General features: G+C 69.9%; 16 protein-coding genes and 1 riboswitch. Of the genes, 14 read left to right on the plus strand and 2 right to left on the minus strand.

The genetic code is table 11. The features are described 5' to 3' along the window. Positions 1 to 61: 61 nt before the first annotated feature. The 10 genes from OH802_RS12700 to OH802_RS12745 all read left to right on the plus strand — a co-directional run bounded on the left by OH802_RS12700 (position 62) and on the right by OH802_RS12745 (position 14,305). A complete protein-coding gene (locus tag OH802_RS12700; RefSeq protein ID WP_406028405.1) occupies positions 62 to 1,159 on the plus strand; it encodes a hypothetical protein in 1,098 nt (365 codons plus the stop codon). Between the two features lie 8 nt (positions 1,160 to 1,167). Continuing rightward, entirely contained in the window at positions 1,168 to 2,622 is a 1,455-nt protein-coding gene (locus OH802_RS12705; RefSeq protein WP_406028407.1) for a protein kinase domain-containing protein, read from the plus strand. Between the two features lie 194 nt (positions 2,623 to 2,816). Then, complete coding sequence (locus tag OH802_RS12710) at positions 2,817 to 4,007, plus strand: MFS transporter (RefSeq protein WP_406028409.1); 1,191 nt, start codon at positions 2,817 to 2,819, stop codon at positions 4,005 to 4,007. 63 nt (positions 4,008 to 4,070) lie between these two features. Continuing rightward, a complete protein-coding gene (locus tag OH802_RS12715) occupies positions 4,071 to 4,496 on the plus strand; it encodes a Fur family transcriptional regulator (protein ID WP_160028146.1) in 426 nt (141 codons plus the stop codon). Positions 4,497 to 4,592: 96 nt separating this feature from the next. Next, on the plus strand, positions 4,593 to 6,743 hold the full coding sequence (gene katG / locus OH802_RS12720) for a catalase/peroxidase HPI (RefSeq protein ID WP_406028412.1): 2,151 nt from the start codon (positions 4,593 to 4,595) through the stop codon (positions 6,741 to 6,743). A gap of 131 nt (positions 6,744 to 6,874) precedes the next feature. Then, positions 6,875 to 9,328 (plus strand): transglycosylase domain-containing protein, encoded by a 2,454-nt coding sequence (locus OH802_RS12725; RefSeq protein WP_406028414.1) that lies wholly within the window; start codon positions 6,875 to 6,877, stop codon positions 9,326 to 9,328. A 74-nt stretch (positions 9,329 to 9,402) separates the two neighbouring features. Next, entirely contained in the window at positions 9,403 to 10,038 is a 636-nt protein-coding gene (locus OH802_RS12730) for a TetR/AcrR family transcriptional regulator (protein WP_406028416.1), read from the plus strand. Then, on the plus strand, positions 10,035 to 11,648 hold the full coding sequence (locus OH802_RS12735) for a CocE/NonD family hydrolase (RefSeq protein WP_406028418.1): 1,614 nt from the start codon (positions 10,035 to 10,037) through the stop codon (positions 11,646 to 11,648). The genes OH802_RS12730 and OH802_RS12735 overlap by 4 nt, the downstream gene beginning before the upstream one ends. Before the next feature lie 88 nt (positions 11,649 to 11,736). Further along, positions 11,737 to 11,850: riboswitch (SAM riboswitch) on the plus strand. Positions 11,851 to 11,892: 42 nt separating this feature from the next. After that, positions 11,893 to 13,212 (plus strand): aminotransferase class V-fold PLP-dependent enzyme, encoded by a 1,320-nt coding sequence (locus OH802_RS12740; RefSeq protein WP_406028420.1) that lies wholly within the window; start codon positions 11,893 to 11,895, stop codon positions 13,210 to 13,212. Positions 13,213 to 13,249: 37 nt separating this feature from the next. Next, positions 13,250 to 14,305, plus strand: coding sequence for a biotin/lipoate A/B protein ligase family protein (locus OH802_RS12745; RefSeq protein ID WP_406028422.1), 1,056 nt, complete (start codon positions 13,250 to 13,252; stop codon positions 14,303 to 14,305). Between the two features lie 5 nt (positions 14,306 to 14,310). Here the strand turns inward: OH802_RS12745 and OH802_RS12750 are convergent, their stop codons facing one another. Next, a complete protein-coding gene (locus OH802_RS12750; RefSeq protein ID WP_406028424.1) occupies positions 14,311 to 15,135 on the minus strand; it encodes an alpha/beta fold hydrolase in 825 nt (274 codons plus the stop codon). Positions 15,136 to 15,310: 175 nt separating this feature from the next. Between OH802_RS12750 and OH802_RS12755 the strand changes: the two genes are divergently transcribed. The 3 genes from OH802_RS12755 to OH802_RS12765 are packed head-to-tail and all read left to right on the plus strand — an operon-like array spanning position 15,311 to position 17,804. Further along, positions 15,311 to 16,132, plus strand: coding sequence for an alpha/beta fold hydrolase (locus tag OH802_RS12755; protein ID WP_406028426.1), 822 nt, complete (start codon positions 15,311 to 15,313; stop codon positions 16,130 to 16,132). 34 nt (positions 16,133 to 16,166) lie between these two features. Further along, positions 16,167 to 16,997: an alpha/beta hydrolase gene (locus OH802_RS12760; protein WP_406028428.1), complete on the plus strand. Its 831-nt coding sequence runs from the start codon at positions 16,167 to 16,169 to the stop codon at positions 16,995 to 16,997. Positions 16,998 to 17,006: 9 nt separating this feature from the next. After that, positions 17,007 to 17,804, plus strand: a complete 798-nt coding sequence (locus OH802_RS12765) for an MBL fold metallo-hydrolase (RefSeq protein WP_406028430.1) — start codon at positions 17,007 to 17,009, stop codon at positions 17,802 to 17,804. Positions 17,805 to 17,806: 2 nt separating this feature from the next. Here OH802_RS12765 and OH802_RS12770 read toward each other — a convergent pair whose 3' ends face one another. Then, positions 17,807 to 20,557: a LuxR C-terminal-related transcriptional regulator gene (locus OH802_RS12770; RefSeq protein ID WP_406028432.1), complete on the minus strand. Its 2,751-nt coding sequence runs from the start codon at positions 20,555 to 20,557 to the stop codon at positions 17,807 to 17,809. A 581-nt stretch (positions 20,558 to 21,138) separates the two neighbouring features. Here OH802_RS12770 and leuS point away from each other — a divergent pair. Then, positions 21,139 to 23,622, plus strand: a complete 2,484-nt coding sequence (leuS, locus tag OH802_RS12775) for a leucine--tRNA ligase (RefSeq protein ID WP_406028434.1) — start codon at positions 21,139 to 21,141, stop codon at positions 23,620 to 23,622. The last annotated feature ends 21 nt before the right edge of the window (positions 23,623 to 23,643 follow it).

A 23,643-nucleotide genomic window follows, 5' to 3' on the forward strand; every position in this document is an offset into this window, starting at 1 on the left:
GATACATAACCGTATCGTGACTTGGCTCACATGTGGTGGCTCTCACCGTAATGTCTTCTGCATGGAGAAGTCGGGAACGCAGACGCCCCTGTCCCTCGCTGCCGCCGAGGCGGTCCGAACGTACGCCGCCACCACCCGTTCCGCTCTCGGGTCCGCCGAGTCCCCGGTGATCTCGTACGCCGGTCTGTGGCTGCTCCTCGCCTCGCTGACGCCCGCGGCGGAGACCGAGACCGACGAGATCCTGGGCCTGAACAAGGCCGACGCGCGGGCCGCAGCGCTGACGCTGCTGGAGGCGCCGCACCCCACGATCGGGGCGGCGGTCGCCGGCTGGCTGCGCCAGGGTGTCGAGCTCACGAAGGGCCTGCCGATCATGCTCGACCCGCTCCCGGACCAGGCCGGGCTCGATGCGTGGGCCGATGAGCACACCCGCGGGCTGATCAAGGAGTTCCCGCTCGAGATCGACGCCCAGACGCTGCTCGTGCTCGCCTCCGCGCTGGTGGTCACGCCACGCTGGAGCGAGCAGCTGGAGGAGGGCGAGGACGGGTTGCTGCTGCTCGAGGACGGCTTCCAGGCCGTGGTGGAGACCGAGGCCGCCGGCCCGGTCGCGGTCGCCTGCCCACCGAGCGAGGACGGCATCTCGGTCTACTCCGTGATCGCCGAGGAGGGCGTGGCCGCCGACGACGTGTGGCGGGCCGCCGACGAGGTCGTCCGGAGGATCGACGCCGGTGAGGTCCACGACCGCACCTTCGATGCCGGCCAGGAGGACGGGCACGCCTGGACGGTCCGCGAGGTCACCGCCTTCGGCAGCGCTCCGTCCGACCGCTGGTGCAGCCACCTGCCGGAGTGGAGCGCGGAGGACCGTCACGACCTGTCGGCCGCGCCGGGGGTCGCCGAGATCGCCCGCGGAGTGATGGCCGCGATCGCGGAGGAGACGGAGGCCGTCTGTGTGCAGAAGGCGGTCGCGTCCTACGACCGCGAGGGCTTCAAGGCGGCCGCGGTGACCGGGATGATGGTCCGCGCCGCCGCCGCGGCGCCGCGCGAGACGAAGGTGCGGCAGATCGACCTGAGGTTCGACCGGCCGCACGCGGTGGTGGCGGTCGCACGCGGAGGAGCCTGGGAGGGCATCCCGCTCTTCGGCTCCTGGGTGACCCCGGCATAATTTCCGTCATGGACGAGCTTCCCCCGATCGCCGGCCGCTACCGGCTCCTCACCCTTCTCGGAGCCGGCGGCATGGGCGAGGTCTGGCGGGCGCGTGACACCGTCCTCGACCGCGATGTCGCGGTGAAGCTGCTGCGTGATGTGGACGACCCCACGATGGCCGAGCGGTTCCGCCGTGAGTCGCTCTCGACCGCCCGGGTCGTCCACGACGACGTGGTCAAGATCTTCGACGCGGGCAGCGACGACAACGACGTCTTCCTGGTGATGGAGCTGCTGCCCGGACCGACGCTGGCCGAGCCGTTGCAGCAGCGTGGCGCGATGCCGGTCGACATGGCGGTCGAATACACCCGCCAGGTCGCCGGCGCGCTCGGCGCCGCCCACCGGGCCGGTGTGGTGCACCGCGACATCAAGCCGGCCAACCTCATGTTCGACGGTGACGGCCGGCTGACCGTGCTCGACTTCGGCATCGCGTACGCCATGACGGGGGTCGACGCCGGGCTGACCCAGACGGGCCACGTGATCGGGAGCCCGTCCTACCTCTCGCCCGAGCAGGCCTCCGGCGACCCGGTCGGGCCGCCCGCCGACGTCTACTCGCTCGGCTGTGTGCTCTTCGAGATGCTCACCGGCAAGGTGCCCTACTCCGCGCCGCACCCGGTCAAGATCCTGCACATGCACCTCAGCGAGCCGGTGCCGCGCATCACCGACTTCCGGGCGGTGCCCCCGCCGCTGGCACGGCTGGTCACCCGGATGCTCGACAAGAACCCGGCCGCCCGACCCTCGATGGACCAGGTCGGCCACGAGCTCGGCTACGTGCTCAGCGGTGCCGACCCCGATGCCACCGACCGGCTCTCCGCCGGGCAGACGCCGCGGCCGACCCAGGCGATGGCGCCGCGCCCGCTCGACGAGCCGATGGCGCTCGCCAACCCCCGCACCGGCGTCCTGCCCAGCCCCGGCACCCCGCCTCCGGTCCGCGGGCCGCGCCCGAGGTCGTTGCGGAAGTTCCCGACGGGCCGTCTCCTCGGGGCGGTGGCGATCGTGATCGCGTGCGTCTTCGCCGCCTCCTGGCTGGCGGCCTACGAGCCCGCGCCAGCCGAGGCCCAGCCGTCCCAGCGCTCCGACAACTCCGACAACACGGACAACAACGCCGACAACAACGACACCAACGACACCAACGACAATGCCGACAACTCCGCCGATGAGCCCGTCGACAAGTCGGACAACAAGACCCTCAACCGCCTCGACCGGCTCGACCGCTGGCGCGAGAACCTGGAGGGCTGGAACGTCATCGACGAGGGTCAGTCCCAGGAGTGGGAGGACCAGATCCAGCAGATCCGCGACCTCGTCGAGAAGGGCGAGAGCGCCAAGCGCGAGATGGAGCAGCTCCGCGAGGAGTTCGACAGCCTGAGCAAGGGTGACGGCAAGGACGGCGAGAAGATCCTCGACGGGCTGCTGAAGGGCAACTGACCTACGCCCCGCTGGTCGAGCCGCCGGAGCCGCTAGGCGGAGGCGTGTCGAGACCAACACGGTCCTATCGAGCGCCGAGGGGACTGTGTTGGTTTCGACACGCCGTCGCTCGTTCCTCACGACGGCGGCTCAACCAGCGAGGGCGGTCCTGAAACGCTCGACCTGCGGGGCGTGAGGGTGCAGACTTCGCGTCCATGACCCGACTCCAGCTGGCCCGGATGGCGGTCTTCGTCGCCTTCGCGGTGCAGGGACTGACCTTCGCCTCGCTGATCACCAGGCTCGAGTCGATCGCGACGAAGCTCGATCTCGGCGCCGGTGACGTGTTCGTGGTGCTCGGCATCACCACCGCGGTCGGGGCGGTCGGCAGTGTCGTCGCGGGTCACCTCGCCACCAGGATCGGCAGCGCCGCGACCCTCTCGCTGATGCTCGGCGGGGCCTCGCTGGCCGCGGTCGCGCCCGCCTTCGCGCCGACGATGGTGACCCTGCTGGTCCTCAACGGCGTCTACGGCTTCTTCCTCGGTGGCGTCGACGCCTCGATGAACATGCAGGGCACGGCCACCCAGGACGCGTACGGACGCCCGCTGATGAACGGGTTCCACGCGATGTGGAGCGCGGCCGCCGTCCTCGGCGCCGTCTACGCGACCGTGACGATCGCCCTCGGCGTACCTCTGGGTCTGGACATGATCCCGATCGCCGTCATCGGCCTGGCCGCCAACCTCGCCACGTTCCGGCTCCTGCTGCCGCCGGAGGCGGTCGACGCGGCCGAGAAGCGGACCAGCAGTACGCAGCACCCGAAGCCCCCGCTGCCGTGGCTGCCCCTCCTCCTGGTCGCGGTGCCGACGTTCGCGATGTGGTTCATCGACTCAGCGGCCTCCGCCTGGGGCGGGATCTACGTCGTCGACGGACTCGGCGCCGCGGCGGCGGTCGCGCCGGCGATCTACGCCGCCTACCAGTTGGTCCTCCTGGCCGTGCGTCTCCCCGGTGACCGCCTCGTCGCCCGCTTCGGCGCCGAGCGGGTGATCCGGACCGGCGGCATCGTCGGCGTCGGCGCGCTGGTGCTGATCGTCGTCGCCCCGCACTGGAGCGTCGCGGCCATCGGATTCGCCGTCCTCGGCGGCAGCCTGGCGATGGTCCCGCCGCAGTCGTTCGTCGCCGCAGCGCACATCTCCCCGGACAACGCCGAGGACGCGATCGCCCGGGTCAACCTCGCCAACTACGCCGGCTACCTAGCCGCCGCCTCCCTGATCGCCGCGGTCGCCGAGGTCTTCGGCGAGCGCTCGATGTTCCTCATCCCGCTGGCGATCTCCGTGCTGATCCCGCTGATGGCCGGCCGCTTCGCGACCCGTCCGGCACCGGAGTCTCCGGAGACCGTGAAACTGGGTTGATTCACTCCAGAAATTTCCCCATCGTTTCTTGACTCATTCAGGAATTGGCGTAGTGTCTGGGTTGTGGGGAACGCGGACTACGAACAGCTGCTGAGAGGTGCCTCCCTGCGCGTCACTCGCCCGCGAGTGGCCGTTCTGGGGGCCGTCACCGAGAACGCGCACGCCGACACCGAGACGATTCTCGGAGCGGTGCGCGAGCGGCTTCCGGACGTCTCCCATCAAGCCGTCTACGACTCCCTCGCCGCCCTCTCGGCGGCCGGGATCGTGCGCCGCATCCAGCCGTCCGGCTCGGTGGCTCGTTATGAGACCCGGGTCGGGGACAACCACCACCACGTGGTCTGCCGCTCCTGCGGGGCGATCGCCGACGTCGACTGCGCTGTCGGCCATGCGCCCTGCCTGACGGCATCTGATGACAACGGCTTCACGGTCGATGAGGCCGAGGTCATCTACTGGGGCACCTGCGCGGACTGCAGCCTGTCCCAGGGGTAGAGCCCGCGCCGGCGGAGCTTGTCATCGGCCGGCGCAACACATGTGAATCACAGCGTCTGGCAGCAGCCAGTCCGATCAGAAACGGATAGGAATCTCATGTCTGAAGAGGCCGTGAGCAAGTGCCCGGTGATGAACGCAGGCCGCGTTCACCCCACCGCCGGCAGTGCCAACCAGGAGTGGTGGCCGAACAAGCTCAACCTGAAGATTCTCGCCAAGGACGCCCTTGTGAGCGACCCGATGGGCGAGGACTTCGACTATGCGAAGGCTTTCGAGTCCCTGGACCTGCCTGCCGTCAAGGCGGACATCGCCGCGGTCATGACCGACTCCAAGGACTGGTGGCCGGCTGACTTCGGTAGCTACGCCGGGCTCTTCGTCCGGATGGCGTGGCACGCCGCCGGCACCTACCGCAGCCACGACGGTCGCGGTGGCGCCGGCCGTGGCCAGCAGCGTTTCGCGCCGCTCAACTCCTGGCCGGACAACGTCTCCCTCGACAAGGCCCGCCGTCTGCTGTGGCCGGTCAAGAAGAAGTACGGCAAGAACCTCTCCTGGGCCGATCTGATGGTCCTGGCGGGCAACGTGGCGATGGAGGAGGGCGGGTTCAAGACCTTCGGCTTCTCGGGCGGTCGCGCGGACGTCTGGGAGTCCGACGACGACATCTACTGGGGTCCGGAGAAGGTCTGGCTCGACGACGAGCGCTACACCGGCGACCGCGACCTGCAGGCGCCGCTGGCCGCTGTCCAGATGGGTCTGATCTACGTCAACCCGGAGGGCCCCAACGGCGAGCCCGACCCGATGAAGTCCGCGGTGGACATCAAGGAGACCTTCCGCCGCATGGGGATGAACTCCGAGGAGACCGTCGCCCTCATCGCCGGTGGCCACACCTTCGGCAAGACCCACGGTGCCCACCCCGACGATCTGGTCGGCCCCGACCCGGAGGCCGCGCCGCTGGAGAACCAGGGCATCGGCTGGAAGAACGGCCACGGCACCGGTGTCGGCGCGGACGCACTCACCTCGGGCCTCGAGGTCACCTGGACCTACCACCCGACCCGCTGGGACAACGAGTTCTTCCACATCCTCTACGCCTACGAGTGGGAGCTGTTCGAGTCGCCGGCTGGTGCCAAGCAGTGGCGTCCGAAGAACGGCGCGGGCTCCGACATGGTCCCGGAGGCGCACGGTGAGGGCAAGCGCGAGCCGCGCATGCTCACCTCCGACCTGGCGCTGCGCGTGGACCCGGAGTTCGACGAGATCTCCCGCCGGTTCAGGGACGACCAGGAGGCCTTCTCTGACGCGTACGCCCGTGCCTGGTTCAAGCTGACCCACCGCGACATGGGTCCGAAGAGCCGCTACGTCGGCTCCGAGGTCCCGGCCGAGGACCTGCTCTGGCAGGACCCGCTCCCCGCTGAGGGTGGTGCGACCGACGAGGCCGCGATCTCCGCCGCCAAGGCCGCGATCGCCGCGTCCGGTCTGAGCGTGCAGCAGCTGGTCTCCACCGCGTGGAAGGCGGCGGCCACGCACCGTACGTCCGACCACCGCGGTGGCGCCAACGGCGGTCGCATCCGTCTCGAGCCGCAGGTCTCGTGGAAGGTCAACCAGCCCGAGGAGCTCAAGCCGGTCATCGCGAAGTACGAGGAGATCGCGGCCGCGACCGGTGTCTCCTTCGCCGACGTGCTCGTCCTCGCCGGTGGCGTGGGCATCGAGCTGGCCGCCAAGGCCGCGGGCCAGGACGTCACGGTCCCGTTCTCCGCCGGCCGCGTCGACGCGACCCAGGAGCAGACCGATGCCGAGAACTTCGCCTGGCTCGAGCCGGTCGCCGACGGCTTCCGCAACTACGACTCCGGGTTCCTCAACCTCCCCACCGAGTTCCTGTTCGTCGACCGGGCGAGCCTCCTCGGCCTCTCGGCCCCCGAGGCCACGGTTCTGGTCGGCGGCCTGCGCGTGCTCGGCAACAACTGGGACGGTTCCGACCTCGGTGTCTTCACCAAGACTCCGGGCGTGCTGACGAACGACTTCTTCGTCAACCTGCTCGACTACGACCAGCAGTGGACCCCGTCCGCCGACGAGGCGACCTACACCAGCTCCAACGGCTGGACCGGTTCCCGCGTCGACCTGGTCTTCGGTGCCAACTCCGAGCTCCGCGCCCTGGCGGAGGTCTACGGTGCCGACGACGCCAAGGAGAAGTTCGTCAACGACTTCGTCAAGGCGTGGGTCAAGGTCATGGAGAACGACCGCTTCGACCTCAAGAAGTGATCTAGAGCGGTACGCCGCGGCGTACCGCCTGACTACGGAGGCCGGCCCCGTGCGGGGTCGGCCTCCGTTGTCATACCCACCCGGGTAGGATCAACGGCCGCCGCAGTCAGTTGCCTAGGTCAGGTGGAGCAATGGAACACCGGAGCGCCGAGCCTCCGAAGGGTCCGACCGGTCCGCCGCCGTCGTGGCGGCCGCCTCCTCCGCCCGCCCCTCGGATCGCGGCCGAGCCGCCCAGGACCACGCCCAGCAGGCCCGGCGCGCGTCGTGCGGCGCCCAAGCCGTCCTCCGCCGGCGCCTGGCTCGCGAAGGTCGAGCCCGTCAAGATCTGGGCAGCCGAGAAATGGGCGGAGGCCAGGAGCTCGACGTCCACTGGTTCCAAACCCCCGACCTCGACGCAGGCGACCTGGCGACGCTGGGGAAAGGTCACCGCGAAGGTGGCGCTGGTCGGGTTCCTGGCCATCGCCCTGATCGGGTCGGTGACGGCGATCGTGGCCTACAACCGGATCACGGTGCCGGACCCCAACGCCGCGTTCGAGGTCGAGACCTCCTTCGTCTACTACGGCAACGGCAAGACCGAGCTCGGCCGCTACCAGGACGGCGACCAGAACCGGATCAAGCTCGACGCCGACGAGATCCCGGAGACCGTCAAGCACGCTGTGGTGGCCGCCGAGGACCGTACGTTCTACGAGAACAGCGGCGTCGACGTGAAGGGCATCGTGCGGGCCGCGTTCTCCAACACCACCGAGGGCACCTCGGGCGGTGCCTCCACGATCACCCAGCAGTACGTCAAGAACTACTACCTCAGCTCCGAGCGCTCCTACTCCCGCAAGCTGAAGGAAGCGGTCATCGCCCTGAAGCTGACCCGGCAGAAGAGCAAGGACCAGATCCTCACCGACTACCTCAACACGATCTACTTCAACCGCGGCGCCTACGGCATCGAGGCGGCCGCGAAGGCCTACTTCGCGAAGTCCACCAAGGACCTCTCGCTGCAGGAGACGGCGGCCCTGGCGGCCATCCTCAACAACCCGGCCGGCTTCGACCCCGCCAGCAGCACCTTCCGTGGCGAGGAGAAGCTGCTCGGCCGCTACCAGTACGTCCTCTCCGGCATGGTCGACCTCGGCTACCTGAAGCAGGCCGACGCCGACAAGGTGAAGGACGCGCTGCCGAAGTTCCCCGCGAAGACGGTGCCGAGCCGGCTCGGCGGTCAGCGCGGCCACGCGCTCACCATGATCAAGGCCGAGCTGCTCGGCCTCACCGACGCGCAGGGCAAGCCGCTGTTCACCGAGGAGAAGATCGACAGCGGTGGCCTTCGGATCACCGCGACGCTCTCGCCCAAGGTCATGAAGGCGTCGGCGACCGCGGCCAAGACCGTGAAGCCGAAGAACCGGAAGGCGTACGTCAAGGGCGACCCCGAGCAGAAGAACGCCCTGCACGTGGCGACCGCCTCGGTCGACGTCGAGTCCGGTGCGCTGCTCGGCTTCTACGGTGGCCAGGACTACCTCGACAGCCAGCACAACTGGGCCGCGACCGGTGGTCACGCCGGATCGACGATGAAGGCCTTCGCCACCGCGGCGGCGATCGCGAAGGGCTACTCGCTGAACTCGACGTGGGCGGGTGACTCGCCGTTCACGACCTACGCCGGCTCCGAGGTCGTCAACGAGGGTGAACAGGCCGGGATCGCGGACGGGATGGACTACGGCCAGCACATCACCATGCTCAAGGCGATGGAGCAGTCGGTGAACACGGCCTACATCGACATGACCGAGTCGATGGGTGGCCCCGAGGAGGGCCGCAAGGCGATCTACGACACCGCGGTCGCCGCGGGGGTCGCCCCGGCGAAGGCGGACCCGAAGTTCCCGGGGATCCCCAGCACCACCACCGACTTCGACCACAAGACCGACGACCGGATCGCCCTCGGCCGCGCCAACGTCAGCCCGGTCAACATGGCCAACGCCTACGCCACGATCGCCAACGGCGGCTACCGCCACGACGTACACGTGGTGAAGAAGGTCCGCGACCGCGCCGGCAACGTCCTCTATAGCTGGAACGGCCGGAAGCACGCCCGGCACGCGATCTCCGAGGACATCGCCGCTGACGTGACGTACGCGATGCAGGGTGTGGTGCAGAGCGGCTCGGGGCAGAAGGCCCAGAGCATCGGGCGTCCGGTGGCCGGCAAGACCGGCACCGGCACCTGCACCAACGCGCAGTACGTCTGCTCGTCCTGGTTCGTCGGGTTCACCCCACAGATCGCCACCGCCGTGCGCTACTCGCGCGGCAACGGCGAGGGGAAGCTCGACGGCGGCTGGATGCGGTCCTACTTCGGCGCCGACTATCCCACCGAGACCTGGGCGGCCATCATGGCGAAGGCCATGGAGGGCAAGGAGGTCGAGAACTTCCCCGAGCCCGTCTACGTCGACGGCCAGGATCCCGAGACCGGACACGAGGAGGAGCTGATCGCTCCGCCCGCTCCGCCGGAGAAGGACAAGGAGAAGTGCGACCCGGTCTCGGAGTTCTTCGGCACCTGCGAAGGTGACGGCGAGGGCGGCTGGGGAGGCGGCGGCAAACCCTGGGAAGGCCGTCCGTGAGGTGAGCTGAGGCGTACGCCTCGAGCGTTTCGCGACACTTGTGCATTAATTAACACGTGTCTAGGATCACGCTCATGGAGTTCGAGCTGGCCGCGGCCACCCCAGCCAAGGATCGCCGCGTCCGGCGTTCGCGGGCGGCGCTGATCCAGGCAGCGGTCGCGCTGGTCACCGAACGGGGCACGGCAGCGATTCCGATCTCCGACATCGCGGCGGCGGCGGACGTGAGCCGGCAGCTGGTGTACCAGCACTTCGGCGATCGCGACGCCCTGCTGCTCGAAGCCGCGCTCGACCTGGCCAGGACCGAGCTGCTGCCACGTTTCGCAGAAGCGTCGGCGGAAGGGCGCGAGCGTGCGTTGGCCATGACGCGGCACTTCGCCGAGCATCGCGTCTTCTACCGGGCGATGCTGAACAGCTCCAGCGCCCATGCGCTGACCAAAGCACTCAGCGGCCTGATCCTCCCGGTCAACCGGCGTGCCGTGGAGGCGCACTTCGCGGAGGACCACGACCCGCAGCAGCTCGATGACCTGGCGGTCTTCATCACTGGCGGCGGGGCCGCCTTCATCAACGCCTGGGTGACCGACGCGGAGGACCCGCTCGACCCCGAGGACCTCGCCGACCGACTCATCGGGCTGCTCGGCATCATCACCGCCGCAGTGCGCCAGACGGCTGCTTCCGACGTGCCCGTGCTGAAGAGGGAGACCGACCGATGAGCCTCATGAGTCACATCATCCAGCGTCAGATGCAGCTCCCCGATCCACTGACACGGAAGGTCGTCGTCGACCGCGACCTGCGCATTCCGATGCGCGACGGCGTGGAGCTGCTGGCCGATCGCTGGACCCCGAAGGGCGGCGCGGAGCGACTGCCGACCGCACTCATCCGGAGCCCGTACGGCCGCTCGGGCATCTTCGGCGCGATCATGGCCCGCCCGCTCGCAGAGCGCGGCTACCAAGTGCTGATCCAGAGCGTCCGCGGCGGCTTCGGCTCCGGTGGCGTCATGGACCCCATGCTCCAGGAGCGTGCGGACGGCCTGGACACGTTGGACTGGGTGATCGAACAGCCGTGGTTCGGTGACTCCATGGTGCTGGTCGGCCTGAGCTACCTGGGCTATGCGCAGTGGGCGGTCGCCGACAGCCTGCCGCCGCAGGTCAAGGCCATGATCCCCGTGGTCACCGAGTCGGCGCTGACGAGCGAGTTCATGCGCGCCGACGGCCGTTCGCTGGAGCTGCCGGTCGAGTGGGGTGCCATGGTCGCCACCCAGGAGCGCCCCTTCGCGATGTTCCGCAGGAACGCCCAGACCAAGAAGACGGCCGGCGCCATGCACGTACTGCCGCTGCAAAAGGCAGACCTCGAGGCCACCGGCCGGCGTTCGCAGTACATCCAGGACGTTCTCGCCCATGACGCCGACGATCCGCACTGGGATGGTCTCGACCACCGCCACCGAGTCGCCGGCGCGAGCGTCCCGGTCAGCTCCATCGGGGGCTGGTACGACATCTTCTTGCCCGGTCAGCTGCGGGACTTCGCGATTCTTCAGGACGCCGGCAAGCCCGCCCGGCTCACGGTCGGGCCCTGGACTCACACGGACACCACGATTCCTGGCGTGGCCGAAGCGGTCGACTTCGGCTTGGCGTACGCGCGCGGCGAGGAGCCGGCCGAGCGGGCACCGGTGCGGCTGTTCGTGATGGGTGAGGACGCCTGGCGCGACTTCGAATCCTGGCCGCCGAAGGGCTATGAGCCGCAGCGTTTCCACCTCCAGGGTGATGGCGGACTGTCGGTCAGCGTCCCGCGCGATTCGGATCCCGACCGCTATCACTACGACCCGGCCGATCCGACCCCGGCGGCCGGGGGCATCAGCATCAGCCACGGCGGCCGCGTCGACAACGGCGCCGTGGAGGCTCGGGCCGACGTGCTCACCTACACCACAACCGTGCTCGACGAGGACGTCGAGGTCGTCGGCGAGGTAAGTGCCGAGATCTGGTTCCAGTCGAGCCTGGCGTACGCCGATGTCTTCGTCCGGCTCTGCGATGTCGACGAAGAGGGCCGATCCCATAACGTCTGCGATGGGCTCACCAGTCTGACGGGCGCCGACGAACCCACCCGTGCGGTGGTGCGCCTCTGGCCCACGGCGCACGTGTTCAGGCGCGGCCACCAGATCCGCGCGCAGGTCTCCAGTGGTGCCTTCCCGCGCTACGCCCGTAATCCCGGGACCGGAGAGCCGCTCGCCACCGCCACGACGCTCCTGGCTGCCGACCAGACGATCCACCACGATCCAGAGCATCCTTCGGCGCTGATCCTGCCGGTTCGCGCCGTTTCGACCACCTAGAGGCGTGTCCAATATGTAGGACGAGCGTCCATGTTTCGAGACGCACGCCTTGCGGGCACCCGCGGTCTCCGGCACCATCATCGGCGAAGGTCACGACTGCCAGCGCGAAGCCCCGGCTTGCTGGCGGGCAACCCTCCCACGCGGTGGGGTGCTCCGGGTGACGACCAGGCCCTCGCCGAGGTGGCGCGGGCAAGCGCGTGCTTCGCCGGGCAGCCCTGGGGAGCCATGACCCGAAGGGTGCCCCATGTCCCTGCTTCCGCTCGTCGGCTCGAACACACAGGTCCCGCTGCTGGACGGAACGACCACGACGTACGCCAACCTCGATGTCGCCGCGTCGGCGCCGGCGCTGCAGAGCGTGGCCGACCGGGTGGCCGAGGTCCTGCCCTGGTACGCCTCGGTGCATCGTGGCGCCGGCTACCTGTCCCAGGTCTCGACCGCCCTCTACGAGGAGTCGCGGGCGACGATCGGCGCCTATGTCGGCGCCCGCGCGGACGACGTCACCGTCATCACCCGCAACACCACCGACTCGGTGAACCTGCTGGCCGGCTGCGTACCCGGCCGGGTGCTCGTCCTCGACATCGAGCACCACGCCAACCTGCTTCCGTGGCGCCGCGTCGAGGCCGGCGTGACCGTGGTCGCCGGCCGGGACACCCTCGCCGGGACCATCGACGCCCTCGCCGGCGAGCTGGCCTGGAACAGCTTCGCCCTGGTCGCGGTCACCGGTGCCTCCAACGTCACCGGCGAGGCGCTGCCGGTCGCCGAGATCGTCACGCTGGCCCACGCCCACGGCGCCCGGGTCCTCGTCGACGGCGCCCAGCTGCTCGCCCACCGCCACTTCTCGCTGGCCGCTACCGGCGCCGACTACGTCGCTCTCTCCGGCCACAAGCTCTACGCCCCCTACGGCGCCGGCGCCCTGGTCGGGCGCCGCGACTGGCTCGACGTCGGCACCCCCTACCTCGCCGGGGGAGGGGCCGTCGATGACGTCGAGGTGGGGGAGACGACGTGGCAGCCTGCCCCCGCGCGTCACGAGGGCGGCTCGCCCAACGTCATCGGCGCCGCGGCGCTGGCCGCTGCCTGTACGACTCTCGGCGGCCTCGAGCCCGCCGAGCTGGACCGCCACGAGGCGTCACTGAGGGGGCGCCTCGTGGCCGGCCTGTCCGCGCTGGAGGGGGTCGATGTGCTGCGCTTGTGGCCCGACTCCGAGGAGCCCGTCGGCGTGGTGACGTTCACGGTCGACGGCATCGAGCCCGGTCGCGTAGCCGCCTACCTCTCCGCCGAGCACGGCCTGGGCGTACGCGACGGCCGGTTCTGCGCCCAGCCGCTCCTCAAGCGCCTCGGGCTCACCGGCGGCGCGGTCCGCGCGAGCATCGGGATCGGCACCTCGGTCGCCGACGTGGACCGGCTGGTGGCCGGCGTACGTGCTCTTCTCGCGGGTGACGTCCGGGGCGACTACGTCCTCGTGGACGGGGCCTGGACGCTCGCCGAGGACCCGCGCCCGCTCGTCGGGCCAGCCGGCCTGACTCGCCTGGCCGACACCGCCGGCTCGTGCGGAGCGGCCGTCTAGCCGGGATGATTCGGGGCGCTCACGGTGTTGAGAAATCGTGAGCGAAAGAGTGCATGGCGAGCGGAAGGTACGCGGCGGCAAGCTGGTCGTCGTCGACGCGACAGTCTCCGCTGACACGATCATCGACGTCGTCCTCTCGGGCGACTTCTTCCTGGAACCCGACGAGGCGCTGGGCTGGCTGACCGAGGCGCTGGAAGGGCAGTCCGTCGACGTCTCCCTCGACCAGCTGACCGCGGTGCTCGACGTCGCTGCCCGTGACGCGGAGTTGGTCGGCTTCGGCACCCGCGACGTCGCCCTGACGGTGCTGCGGGCGCTGGGCCGGGCCACGACCTGGGACGACCTCGACCTCGAGATCGTCGAGACCGGGCCGCTGTCGCCGCGGATGCAGATGGCGCTCGACGAGGTCATCGTCCGCCAGGTCGCCGAGGGTCGCCGCGCCCCCAACCTGAGGTTCTGGGACTGGGCCAGCAGCGCGGTCGTGATCGGCAGCTACCAGTCGATCTCCAACGAGGTCGACGAGGCCGCCGCCGAGCGTCACGGCATCGAGGTCGTACGCCGCATCTCAGGTGGCGGCGCCATGTTCATCGAGCCGGGCAACACGATCACCTACAGCCTCGCCGTCCCCGACACGCTCGTGGCCGGCATGTCCTTCCAGGAGTCGTACGCCTTCCTCGACGAATGGGTGCTGCGCGGCCTGCGCAGCGTCGGCATCGAGGCCGCCTACGCCGGTCTCAACGACATCGCCTCGCCGGTCGGCAAGATCGCCGGCGCCGCGCAGAAGCGGATCCCCGGCGGCGTCCTGCACCACGTCACGATGGCCTACGACATCGACGCCGACAAGATGCTCGACGTGCTCCGGATCGGCCGGGAGAAGATGTCCGACAAGGGCACCCGGAGCGCCGCCAAGCGCGTCGACCCGATCCGTTCCCAGACCGGGCTGAGCCGCGAGAAGGTCATCGACGCGCTCTTGGCGGAGTTCGAGCAGAGCTTCGGGGCGGCGTACGTCGGTCTCGACCAGGCCACGATCGACGAGGCCGCGGCGCTGGTCGAGAGCAAGCACGGGACCCCGGCCTGGCGGGCGAGGGTGCCGTAGACCGGTCAGCGGTCGATGAAGGCCAGCAGGTCGGCGTGCAGCCGGTCGCGGTCGGTGTCCGGGAGGGCATGGCTGGAACCCTCGTAGACCTGCAGCTCCGCGTCGTCGATCAGCTCGGCCGAGCGGCGGCCACCGACGTCGATCGGCACGATCTGGTCGTCGTCGCCGTGCACGACCAGCGTCGGCACGTCGATCTTGGCCAGGTCGGGCCGGAAGTCGGTGGCGGAGAAGGCCGCGATGCACTCGTAGGCGCCACGGTGCCCGGAGGCCATGCCCTGGAGCCAGAAGGCGTCGCGAGAGCCCTGCGGGACATCGCCGTTGCGGTTGTGCCCGAAGAACGGCCCGTCTGCCAGGTCGCGGTAGAGCTGTGCCCGGTTGGCCAGCTCCCCGGCGCGGATCTCGTCGAAGACCTCGATGGGCAGCCCGTCGGGGTTGTCCTCGGTCCGCAGCATGAGCGGCGGCACCGCCGAGACCAGGACGAGCTTGGCGACGCGGGCGGTGCCGTGCCGCCCGACGTAGCGGACGATCTCGCCGCCGCCGGTCGAGTGCCCGACGAGGGTGAGGTCCTGCAGGTCGAGCGCGTCGATCAGACACGCGAGGTCGTCTGCGTAGGTGTCCATCTCGTTGCCCGACCAGGTCTGGCTGGAGCGGCCGTGGCCCCGGCGGTCATGGGCAACGGCTCGGTGGCCGCGCTCCGCGAGGAAGAGAGCGGTGGCCTCCCAGGCATCGGAGTTGAGCGGCCAGCCGTGACTGAGCAGCACGGGGCTTCCGCTGTCGCCCCAGTCCTTGTAGAAGATCTGGGCGCCGTCGTCGGCGGTGATGTAAGGCATCGGCTTCCTCCCACGGTCGGTTGGGTCCTGTCCTGACGAGCCTCGCGCGGCCACCCGGCTCCGCGGACCACGTGGACCGCGTAGTCCCGCGGGACTACGTGTCGTACGTGGTCCGGAGGCATCGCGACCCGAAGGACGATCGGAGCGTCTCAGCCCCCAGCACAGGAGCCAGATCATGTCCTTCAAACATCGAGCGGGCGGGTTGCTCGCCGTTCTCGTGGCAGCGGTGCTCGCGCTCGCTCCGGCGGCCGACGCCCTCACCACCCGCGGGGTCGCCCCGGCGCCGAAGCCGACCATCGTGCTCGTGCACGGTGCTTTCGCCGACTCCTCGGGTTGGGCCGACGTCGCCGGCAAGCTGACCGGCCGCGGCTACCCGGTGCTCGCCTTCTCCAACCCGCTGCGCGGCCCGTTGTCCGATGCCGAGTACCTGCGGCTGTTCCTGGACACGATCGAAGGCCCCGTCGTGCTCGTCGGCCACTCCTACGGTGGCGCGGTCATCACCAACGCCGCCACCGGCGACCCAGACGTCACGGCACTGGTCTATGTCGCCGCGTACGCGCCGGCGGCGGGTGAGAACGTCTTGGCGATGAACGACCTGGGCGGTGGCCACACGGAGGTGTCCGACCATCTCGTCACCAGGCCGTTCCCCGGTGCCCAGCCCGGCGACATGGATGCCTACATCGACCCGGCGTGGTTCCCGCAGGGGTTCGCGCAGGATCTGCCGCGGGCCGAGGCACGGTTCCTGGCCGCCTCACAGCGGCCCGGTGCACTCGCCGCACTCGTCACGCCGTCGGGAGAGCCGGCGTGGGAGGACCTGCCGAGCTGGTACGTCGTCGCGAAGCAGGACCGGATCATCCCGCCCGAGGCGGAGCGCGCCATGGCGGCCAGAGCCGGCTCGAGGACCGTGTCCGTCGACTCCTCCCACGCCGTGATGATCAGCCACCCCGGACTCGTCGCCGACGTCGTCCACAACGCGGCGCGCACGACTGTGCGCTGACGTGCCTGACCGAGCACCAGAGAGGAAACCTGACATGAGCACTCCGGACACCATCGTCCTGATCCACGGCTTCTGGGTCACACCCCGGTCGTGGGAACACTGGAAGGCGCGGTACGAGGCCAACGGCTTCACCTTGCACACCCCCGCCTACCCGGGCTTCGAGGTCGAGGTGGAGGCCCTCCGGGCCGACCCGACCCCGATCGCCGACCTCACCCTGGAGGCGATCGTCTCCCACCTGGAGGCCTTCCTCGACACGCTCGACACCGCGCCGATCATCATGGGCCACTCGGCCGGCGGGGCGTTCACACAGGTCGTGATGGACCACGGCTACGGGGCCGCGGGCGTCGTCCTCAACTCCGCTCCGACCGAGGGGGTCCGGGCCACGCCGTGGAGCCAGCTGCGCTCGGTCTTCCCGGTGCTCAAGAACCCGGCGAACCATCACCGCGCCGTCGGGTTCGACGCCGAGCAGTGGAGGTACGCCTTCACGAACACCTACACCGAGGAGGAGTCGGCGGCGTTCTACGAGCGCTACCACATCCCGGCTTCGGGCCGGGTCCTGTTCGACTCCGTGCTGGCGAACTTCCAGCCCGGTCACCAGGGCGCCTGGGTCGACTTCAAGAACGCCGACCGCGCGCCGCTGCTGTTCCTGTCCGGATCCGAGGACCACATCATGCCGCCGTCGGTGCAGGCTTCGAACGTCAAGCACTACAAGGGCGCCGGAACCGTCACCGAGCACGAGACGTACGAGGGCCGGCCGCACCTGATGGTCGCTGGCCCGGGATGGGAGGAGATCGCCGACCACGCGCTGGAGTGGGCGCTCTCCCATGCGGTACAGCGGGGGGCCGCCGAGCCCACCGCGTCCTGAAGGCACGCGATGGACCTCACCCATGTGGGCGGGCCGACGACCCTCCTCGAGGTGGCCGGGTGGCGGATCCTGACCGACCCGACCTTCGACGCCCCCGGCCGGACGTACCGGTTCGGCTGGGGTACGTCCTCGCGGAAGACCGCAGGTCCTGCGGTCCCCGCCGCTGAGATCGGCCCCATCGACGCCGTCCTCCTCACCCACGATCATCACGCCGACAACCTCGACGACGCCGGCCGGGCGCTGCTGCCGGATGTCGGCGTGGTGGTCACCACCGCCTCGGGCGCGGTCAGGCTCACCAGGTCGGGCCTGGGCCGAACGGTCCGGGGTCTGCGGCCGTGGCAGACCACGGTGCTGCAGGCTCCGGGCCGTCCGACGGTGACGGTGACCGCCACCCCGGCGCGTCATGGCATCCGAGGCAGCAGGCCGATCGTCGGCGACGTCATCGGCTTCTCCCTGACCTGGGAGGGGCAGGAGCACGGAGCGGTCTGGTATTCGGGGGACACGGTGCTGTACGACGGCCTCGAGAAGGTCGCGACCCGGGTCGACGTCGGGACCGCGGTCCTGCACCTCGGCCGTGTCGGGTTCCCGGTGACCGGGCCGCTCGCATACACGATGGGCGGTCGGGATGCGGTCGAGCTCTGCGGGCTGCTCGACCCGGTCACGGTGGTCCCGGTGCACTACGAGGGCTGGTCGCACTTTCGTCAGGGGCGGGACCGGATCATCGCCGACCTGGCCGATGCTCCGCCCGGGATCGCAGACCGCTTCCGCTGGCCGACACCGGGCTTGCCGCTCCGGCTGCCGGTGTAGACCTATGCGTTCAGACGGTCGGTGAGCTGCCGGCGAGAGGAGATGCCGAGCTTCTGGAAGACCTTCCGCAGGTGGTAGTCGACGGTGTTCGGGCTGATGAACAGGTTGGCGGCGATCTCGGCGTTCGTACGTCCGGACGCGGCCAGGCGCGCGATCGTGTGCTCCTGCGTGGTGAGCTCCAGCGGCGGGGCCGTCTCGGCGTTCACGACGTCGTCGGTCCGGGCACCGAGAACCTCGAGCTCGGCCAGGACGCGGGGGACGAAGATCTCGGCGCCGCTGTGGCGCAGGTGCCGCAGCGCGAGCCGGAGCTGCTCGGCGGCCTCGCGGCGGCGCCGGACGCGACGGAGCCACTCACCGTAGAGCAGGTACGACCGGCCCAGCTCGGTCTCGGCCAGCGTCTTGTGCAGGGCCGCGACCGAGGCGAGGTAGTGGGCCTCGGCCTCGTCGTCCGGGCTCACCAGGGCGAGCGCGCGCTCGGCGGCCCCCTGACACCACGGCATGCTGTTGACCGCCGCCCGGCTCGCCAGGTCCTGAGCGACCCGCCGTGCAACGTCTGGGTGACCGGAGCGTACGGCTGACTCGACGAAGTCGGCGTACCAGATCGGGGTGACCTGGAGGAACGGCTCCTCGACCAGCGGCTTGTGGCGCTGGTAGGCGTCCTGGTAGCGCCGGTCCGCGAGGTCACGCGCGACCAGCCCCTCGATGCCCGAGAACTGCACCCCGCCGAACCCGAGCGCACCGGCGCCGTCGGCCACGGCCGCCACCAGCTCGCGTGGCTCGCCGGACCAGGCCATCACCGCGACGTTGGGCACGTTCGCGTCGTCGTAGCCCATCGCGACACGTACCTCGCGATGCGTCTCCACGCAGCGGCCGGCCCGGTGCAGGGAGCCGCCGTAGACCTCGCAGAGGGCCATGATCCACAGCAGCGTGTCGAGCACGAGCAGGGCGCCTCGGTCGCGTGCGGCCCGTGCGGCGCGATCGAGGCCGGCAGCTCGGGCCTGGTCATCCCACAGGTAGGCACCGAGGCCGCCGATCACGCTGCCGAAGTACATGATCTCGTCATCGGGCAGGGCGAGCACCGCGTCGAACGCCGCACGAACCTTCGGGTGCGCCGTGTCGTACGGCTCCAGGATCAAGGCGGCCAGCCCACGCAGCACGACCGACCACCGCCCGTCCAGGTCCGCGCCGCCGAGCATCCGCCGGCCCAGCTCGGCCTGGGTCACGCCGGTCATGAGCCGGTCGGCGCTCGAACATCGGTCGAAGGCCCGGAGCAGGGCGTCCTGCTCGCGTACGTCGTCGAACCCGTGGAAGAGATCGGCGGCCCGCAAGTGGTCGGCCGCACCGCTCATCACCCCGTCCCGTTCGGCGCGCAGCAGCGTCAGCGAGCTGCGGATGAGCAGCGCACGGCCTCGGGTGACTGCGCCGGCGGACGCCTCGTCGAGGTCTTCGACGAGCCGCTGCGAGAGGTGCGCGGCGCCGACGGCCAGCGCCGCCTCCGCCGCGCCGACCTGTCGTACGGCACGAGTCTCGCCCGGCGGGCTCAGCTCGGCGGCACGGGCGAGCAGACGGGCACAGGAGACGAGGCCGCCGCGGCGGGCGGCCAGCTCCGCGGTCAGGGCCAGCCGGGCGGCGACCTCCTCGTCGGTCCCGACCACGGCCCGTGCCGCGTGCCACGCTTCCGCCTCGGTCAGGTCCGCCCGGTCGGCGGCCAGCGCGAGGGCACGGTGGACCCGGCGTCGTTCGACTCCCGAGGCCGCGTTGTAGACCGCCGAGCGCACCAGGGGATGGCGGAACCGCACGGTCGGGCTGAGCTGGACGAGCCCGGCGATCTCGGCGCGGTCGGCGTCGTCGAGGGTGAGGTCCAGCTCCGCGCCCGCGGCGGTGAGCAGGTCGATGTTGCCGGTCGAGTCCGCGGCGGCCAGCAGCACCCAGGTCTGGACCGGCTGGTCGGCCTGGCGAACCCTGCGTACGTAGTGGGCTTCGAGGTGGCGCCCGACGGGGACGGGGTCGCCGGCCATGCCCAGGTCGGGCAGCTCGTGGACCAGCGACTCACCGGCGAGGTCGATCAGGGCGAGGGGGTTGCCGCCGGTGGCCTGCGCGATCGCCAGGGCCACCGATGGCGGGAGGGGTTCTGTCACCGCGCGGTTCAGCAGGTGGACGGCGGCATCGGTGTCCAAGCCGGTCAGCACGAGCTGGGACACGCCGCCGAGATGCTCGGCCAGGCCGGCCTCGTCGCGTCCGGCGAACACCACCGCGACGCGCTCCACCGCGATCCTGCGGGCCACGAACGCCAACGCGTCCAGGCTCTCCGGGTCGACCAGATGAGCGTCGTCGATCGTGCAGACGATGCCCTGCCCGTCGCTTGCGGCAGCCAGGAGCCCGAGGACTCCCAGGCCGACCAGATAGCGGTCGGGCGGTGGTCCGTCCGCCTCGCCCGAGGCGACGAGCAGGGCCCGGCGTTGCTGCTCCGGGAGCATCCCGCACTCGCGGCGCAGCGTCGTCGCCAGTCGCTGGACCGCGGCGAACGCCATGTCCGACTCGGACTCATAGCCGTCGAGCCGGATCACCCGAAGGCTCGTGCCCGTGGTGGCTGCTGCGAGCAGCGCGGACTTGCCCATGCCCGGTTCGCCGAGGACGGCGATCGACCCGCCCTTGCCGTTCCGGGTACGGCTCAGCAGTGCGGCCAGGCGTACCTGCTCCGGGTCTCGGCCGACGAGGGCGGCCTGGTGCTGCTGCTCGGGGGCGCTCTGCACGAGGACGACGCTAGCTACCGGGGCGGGTATGTCGCATGACCCAAATGGACGACAACCCGGGGGATGTTCGGGTCGGCGCCGCGAATGCGGAAGCCCCTACGACCGGGTCGCAGGGGCTCCGAAGCTTGGACTCCGCTGCTCGGAGCGTTCCTTGGATGAGATGGGGGGGTCCTCATTCACGACCGACATCACGAGCAGCGGAGCGCCGCCAGTCTGGCACGCTCAGATGGGCCCTCGCAATAGGTGAACGCCCCTCCGAGCCTATTTTCTGTCGGTCGATCTGCAGGGCGGAACACATGGACTATGGAAAGTACTAGACCAGAGGATTTGGACCGTACTTTCCGGGTCCTCTGACCTAGACGGGCCATGTCCGTGGACGGGGTCGCGAATGACGGTGACCGCGGTGGTCGGCTACCCTTGACACATGCAGATGTCTGTCCTGCTTCTTAGGCAGCCGCGCTGACCCTGAGGGACACACCCCGGTCACGCGGCTACCCCTCCATGTGAGGGGCCCTTCTCATTTGTAGGGCTTCTTTCAGAAGCAGTCTCGACGCACGACACTCGACAAGGACGAAAGACCAATGACGCAGGAGCAGGCCGAGCACGCGACGTACGACGTCAACGAGCTGCAGGACAAGTGGCGCCCCATCTGGGAGAAGCTGGAGCCGTTCAAGGCGGGCCAGCGCAAGGGGGCTGAGAAGCGCTACGCGCTCACGATGTTTCCCTACCCGTCCGGTGACCTGCACATGGGCCACGCCGAGGTGACCGCGCTGCACGACGTGCTGGCCCGCTACTGGTGGCTGAAGGGTTTCGACGTCCTGAACCCGATCGGCTGGGACTCCTTCGGCCTGCCCGCCGAGAACGCCGCGATCAAGCGCAACGAGAACCCCGCCGGCTGGACCTACGCCAACATCGAGACCCAGGCGGAGTCGTTCAAGCGCTACGGCATCTCCTTCGACTGGTCGCGCCGTCTGCACACCTCCGACCCGGAGTACTACAAGTGGACGCAGTGGATCTTCCTGAAGCTGTACGAGGCCGGCCTGGCCTACCGCAAGAAGTCGCCGGTCAACTGGTGCCCCAACGACCAGACCGTGCTGGCCAACGAGCAGGTCGTCAACGGCGAGTGCGAGCGCTGCGGCGCGGTGGTCACCAAGCGTGACCTGACGCAGTGGTACTTCAAGACCACGGCCTACGCCGAGGAGCTCTACAACGGCCTGGACCAACTGCAGGACACCTGGATCGGCAAGGTCGTCAACATGCAGCGCAACTGGATCGGCCGGTCCGAGGGCGCGCACGTCGACTTCGAGATCTCGCTGACGGACGGCACCAAGAAGTCGGTCACCGTCTTCACAACCCGTCCCGACACGCTGTACGGCGCGACCTTCATGGTCGTCGCCGCCGATGCGGAACTGGCTGCCGAGATCGTGGCGCCGGACCGGGCGGCCGCGCTGGAGGGCTACCTGGAGGACGTACGCAAGGCCTCCGACATCGACCGCCTGGCGACCGACCGTCCCAAGACCGGTGTCGACCTGGGCGTCACCGCGACCAACCCTGTCAACGGCGAGCAGATCCCGGTGTGGGCGGCCGACTACGTGCTGGCCGACTACGGCACCGGCGCCGTGATGGCCGTCCCGGCCCACGACCAGCGCGACCTGGACTTCGCCAAGGCGTTCTCGCTGCCGGTGCGCCGCGTGGTGGACGTTCCGGGCGCGGAGAACCCCGAGGAGACGTACGTCGCGACCGCGGGCGACGGCGCGTACGTGAACTCGCCGGAGCTGGAGGGCGTCGCCGACAAGGCGAGCGGCATCCACAAGATCATCGAGAAGCTGGAGGCCGAGGGCCACGGCAAGGGCACGATCAACTACCGGCTGCGTGACTGGCTGCTGTCGCGGCAGCGCTACTGGGGCGCGCCGATCCCGATCATCCACTGCCCGGTCGACGGCGAGGTGCCGGTGCCGGACGACCAGCTGCCGGTGCAGCTGCCCGATCTGGCTGGCGCTGACCTGAAGCCGAAGGGCGTCTCGCCGCTGGCGGCCGCCTCGGAGTGGGTCAACGTCTCCTGCCCGAAGTGTGGTGGTCCGGCCACGCGCGACTCGGACACGATGGACACCTTCGTGGACTCGTCGTGGTACTTCCTGCGCTACCTGTCGCCGACGGACGAGACCCAGGCGTTCTCCTCCGAGCTGGCCCGCGAGTGGGGCCCGGTCGACTTCTACCTGGGCGGCGACGAGCACGCTGTGCTGCACCTGATGTACGCCCGCTTCTTCACCAAGGCGCTGCGTGACATCGGCCTGATCGACTGGGACGAGCCGTTCTCGGCGTACCTGTCGCAGGGCAAGGTCATCAACGGCGGCAAGAAGATGTCGAAGTCGCTGGGCAACGGTGTGAACCTGTCGGACGTGCTGGAGGAGTTCGGTGTCGACGCGACCCGGCTGACCCTGGTCTTCGCCTCCCCGCCGGAGGACAACATCGACTGGGCCGACGTCTCGCCGGCGGGTTCGGTGAAGTTCCTGCAGCGGGCCTGGCGCCTGGCCGGGGACGTGACGTCCTCCCCGGGTGCCGACGTCTCCGGTGGGGACGTCGCGCTGCGGCGTACGACTCACAAGACCGTCGCCGAGGCCGAGCAGCTGATCGAGTCCTACCGGTTCAACGTGGTGGTGGCTCGCGTGATGGAGCTGGTCAACGCGACCCGGAAGGCGATCGACTCCGGTGTCGGTCCCGCCGACCCCGCCGTACGTGAGGCCGCGGAGACGGTCGCGATCCTGCTCTCGCTGGTCGCGCCCTACACCGCCGAGGAGATGTGGGAGCGTCTGGGGCACGAGCCGACGGTTGCGCGGGTTGCGTGGCCGACGGTCGAGCCCCACCTGCTCGTGGAGGACTCCGTGACCGCCGTCGTGCAGATCAAGGGCAAGGTGCGTGCGCGCCTGGAGGTCTCGCCCTCGATCTCCGAGGCCGACCTGGAGGCCGCCGCGCTGGCCGACCCGGCGATCGCGGCCGCGATCGAGGGTCAGACCGTACGCAAGGTCATCGTCCGCGCGCCGAAGCTCGTCAACATCGTCGTCTGATCGGCTCGGCTCGCGCTGTCG

This window comes from Nocardioides sp. NBC_00850, assembly GCF_045207335.1.
Classification (GTDB): Bacteria; Actinomycetota; Actinomycetes; order Propionibacteriales; family Nocardioidaceae; genus Nocardioides.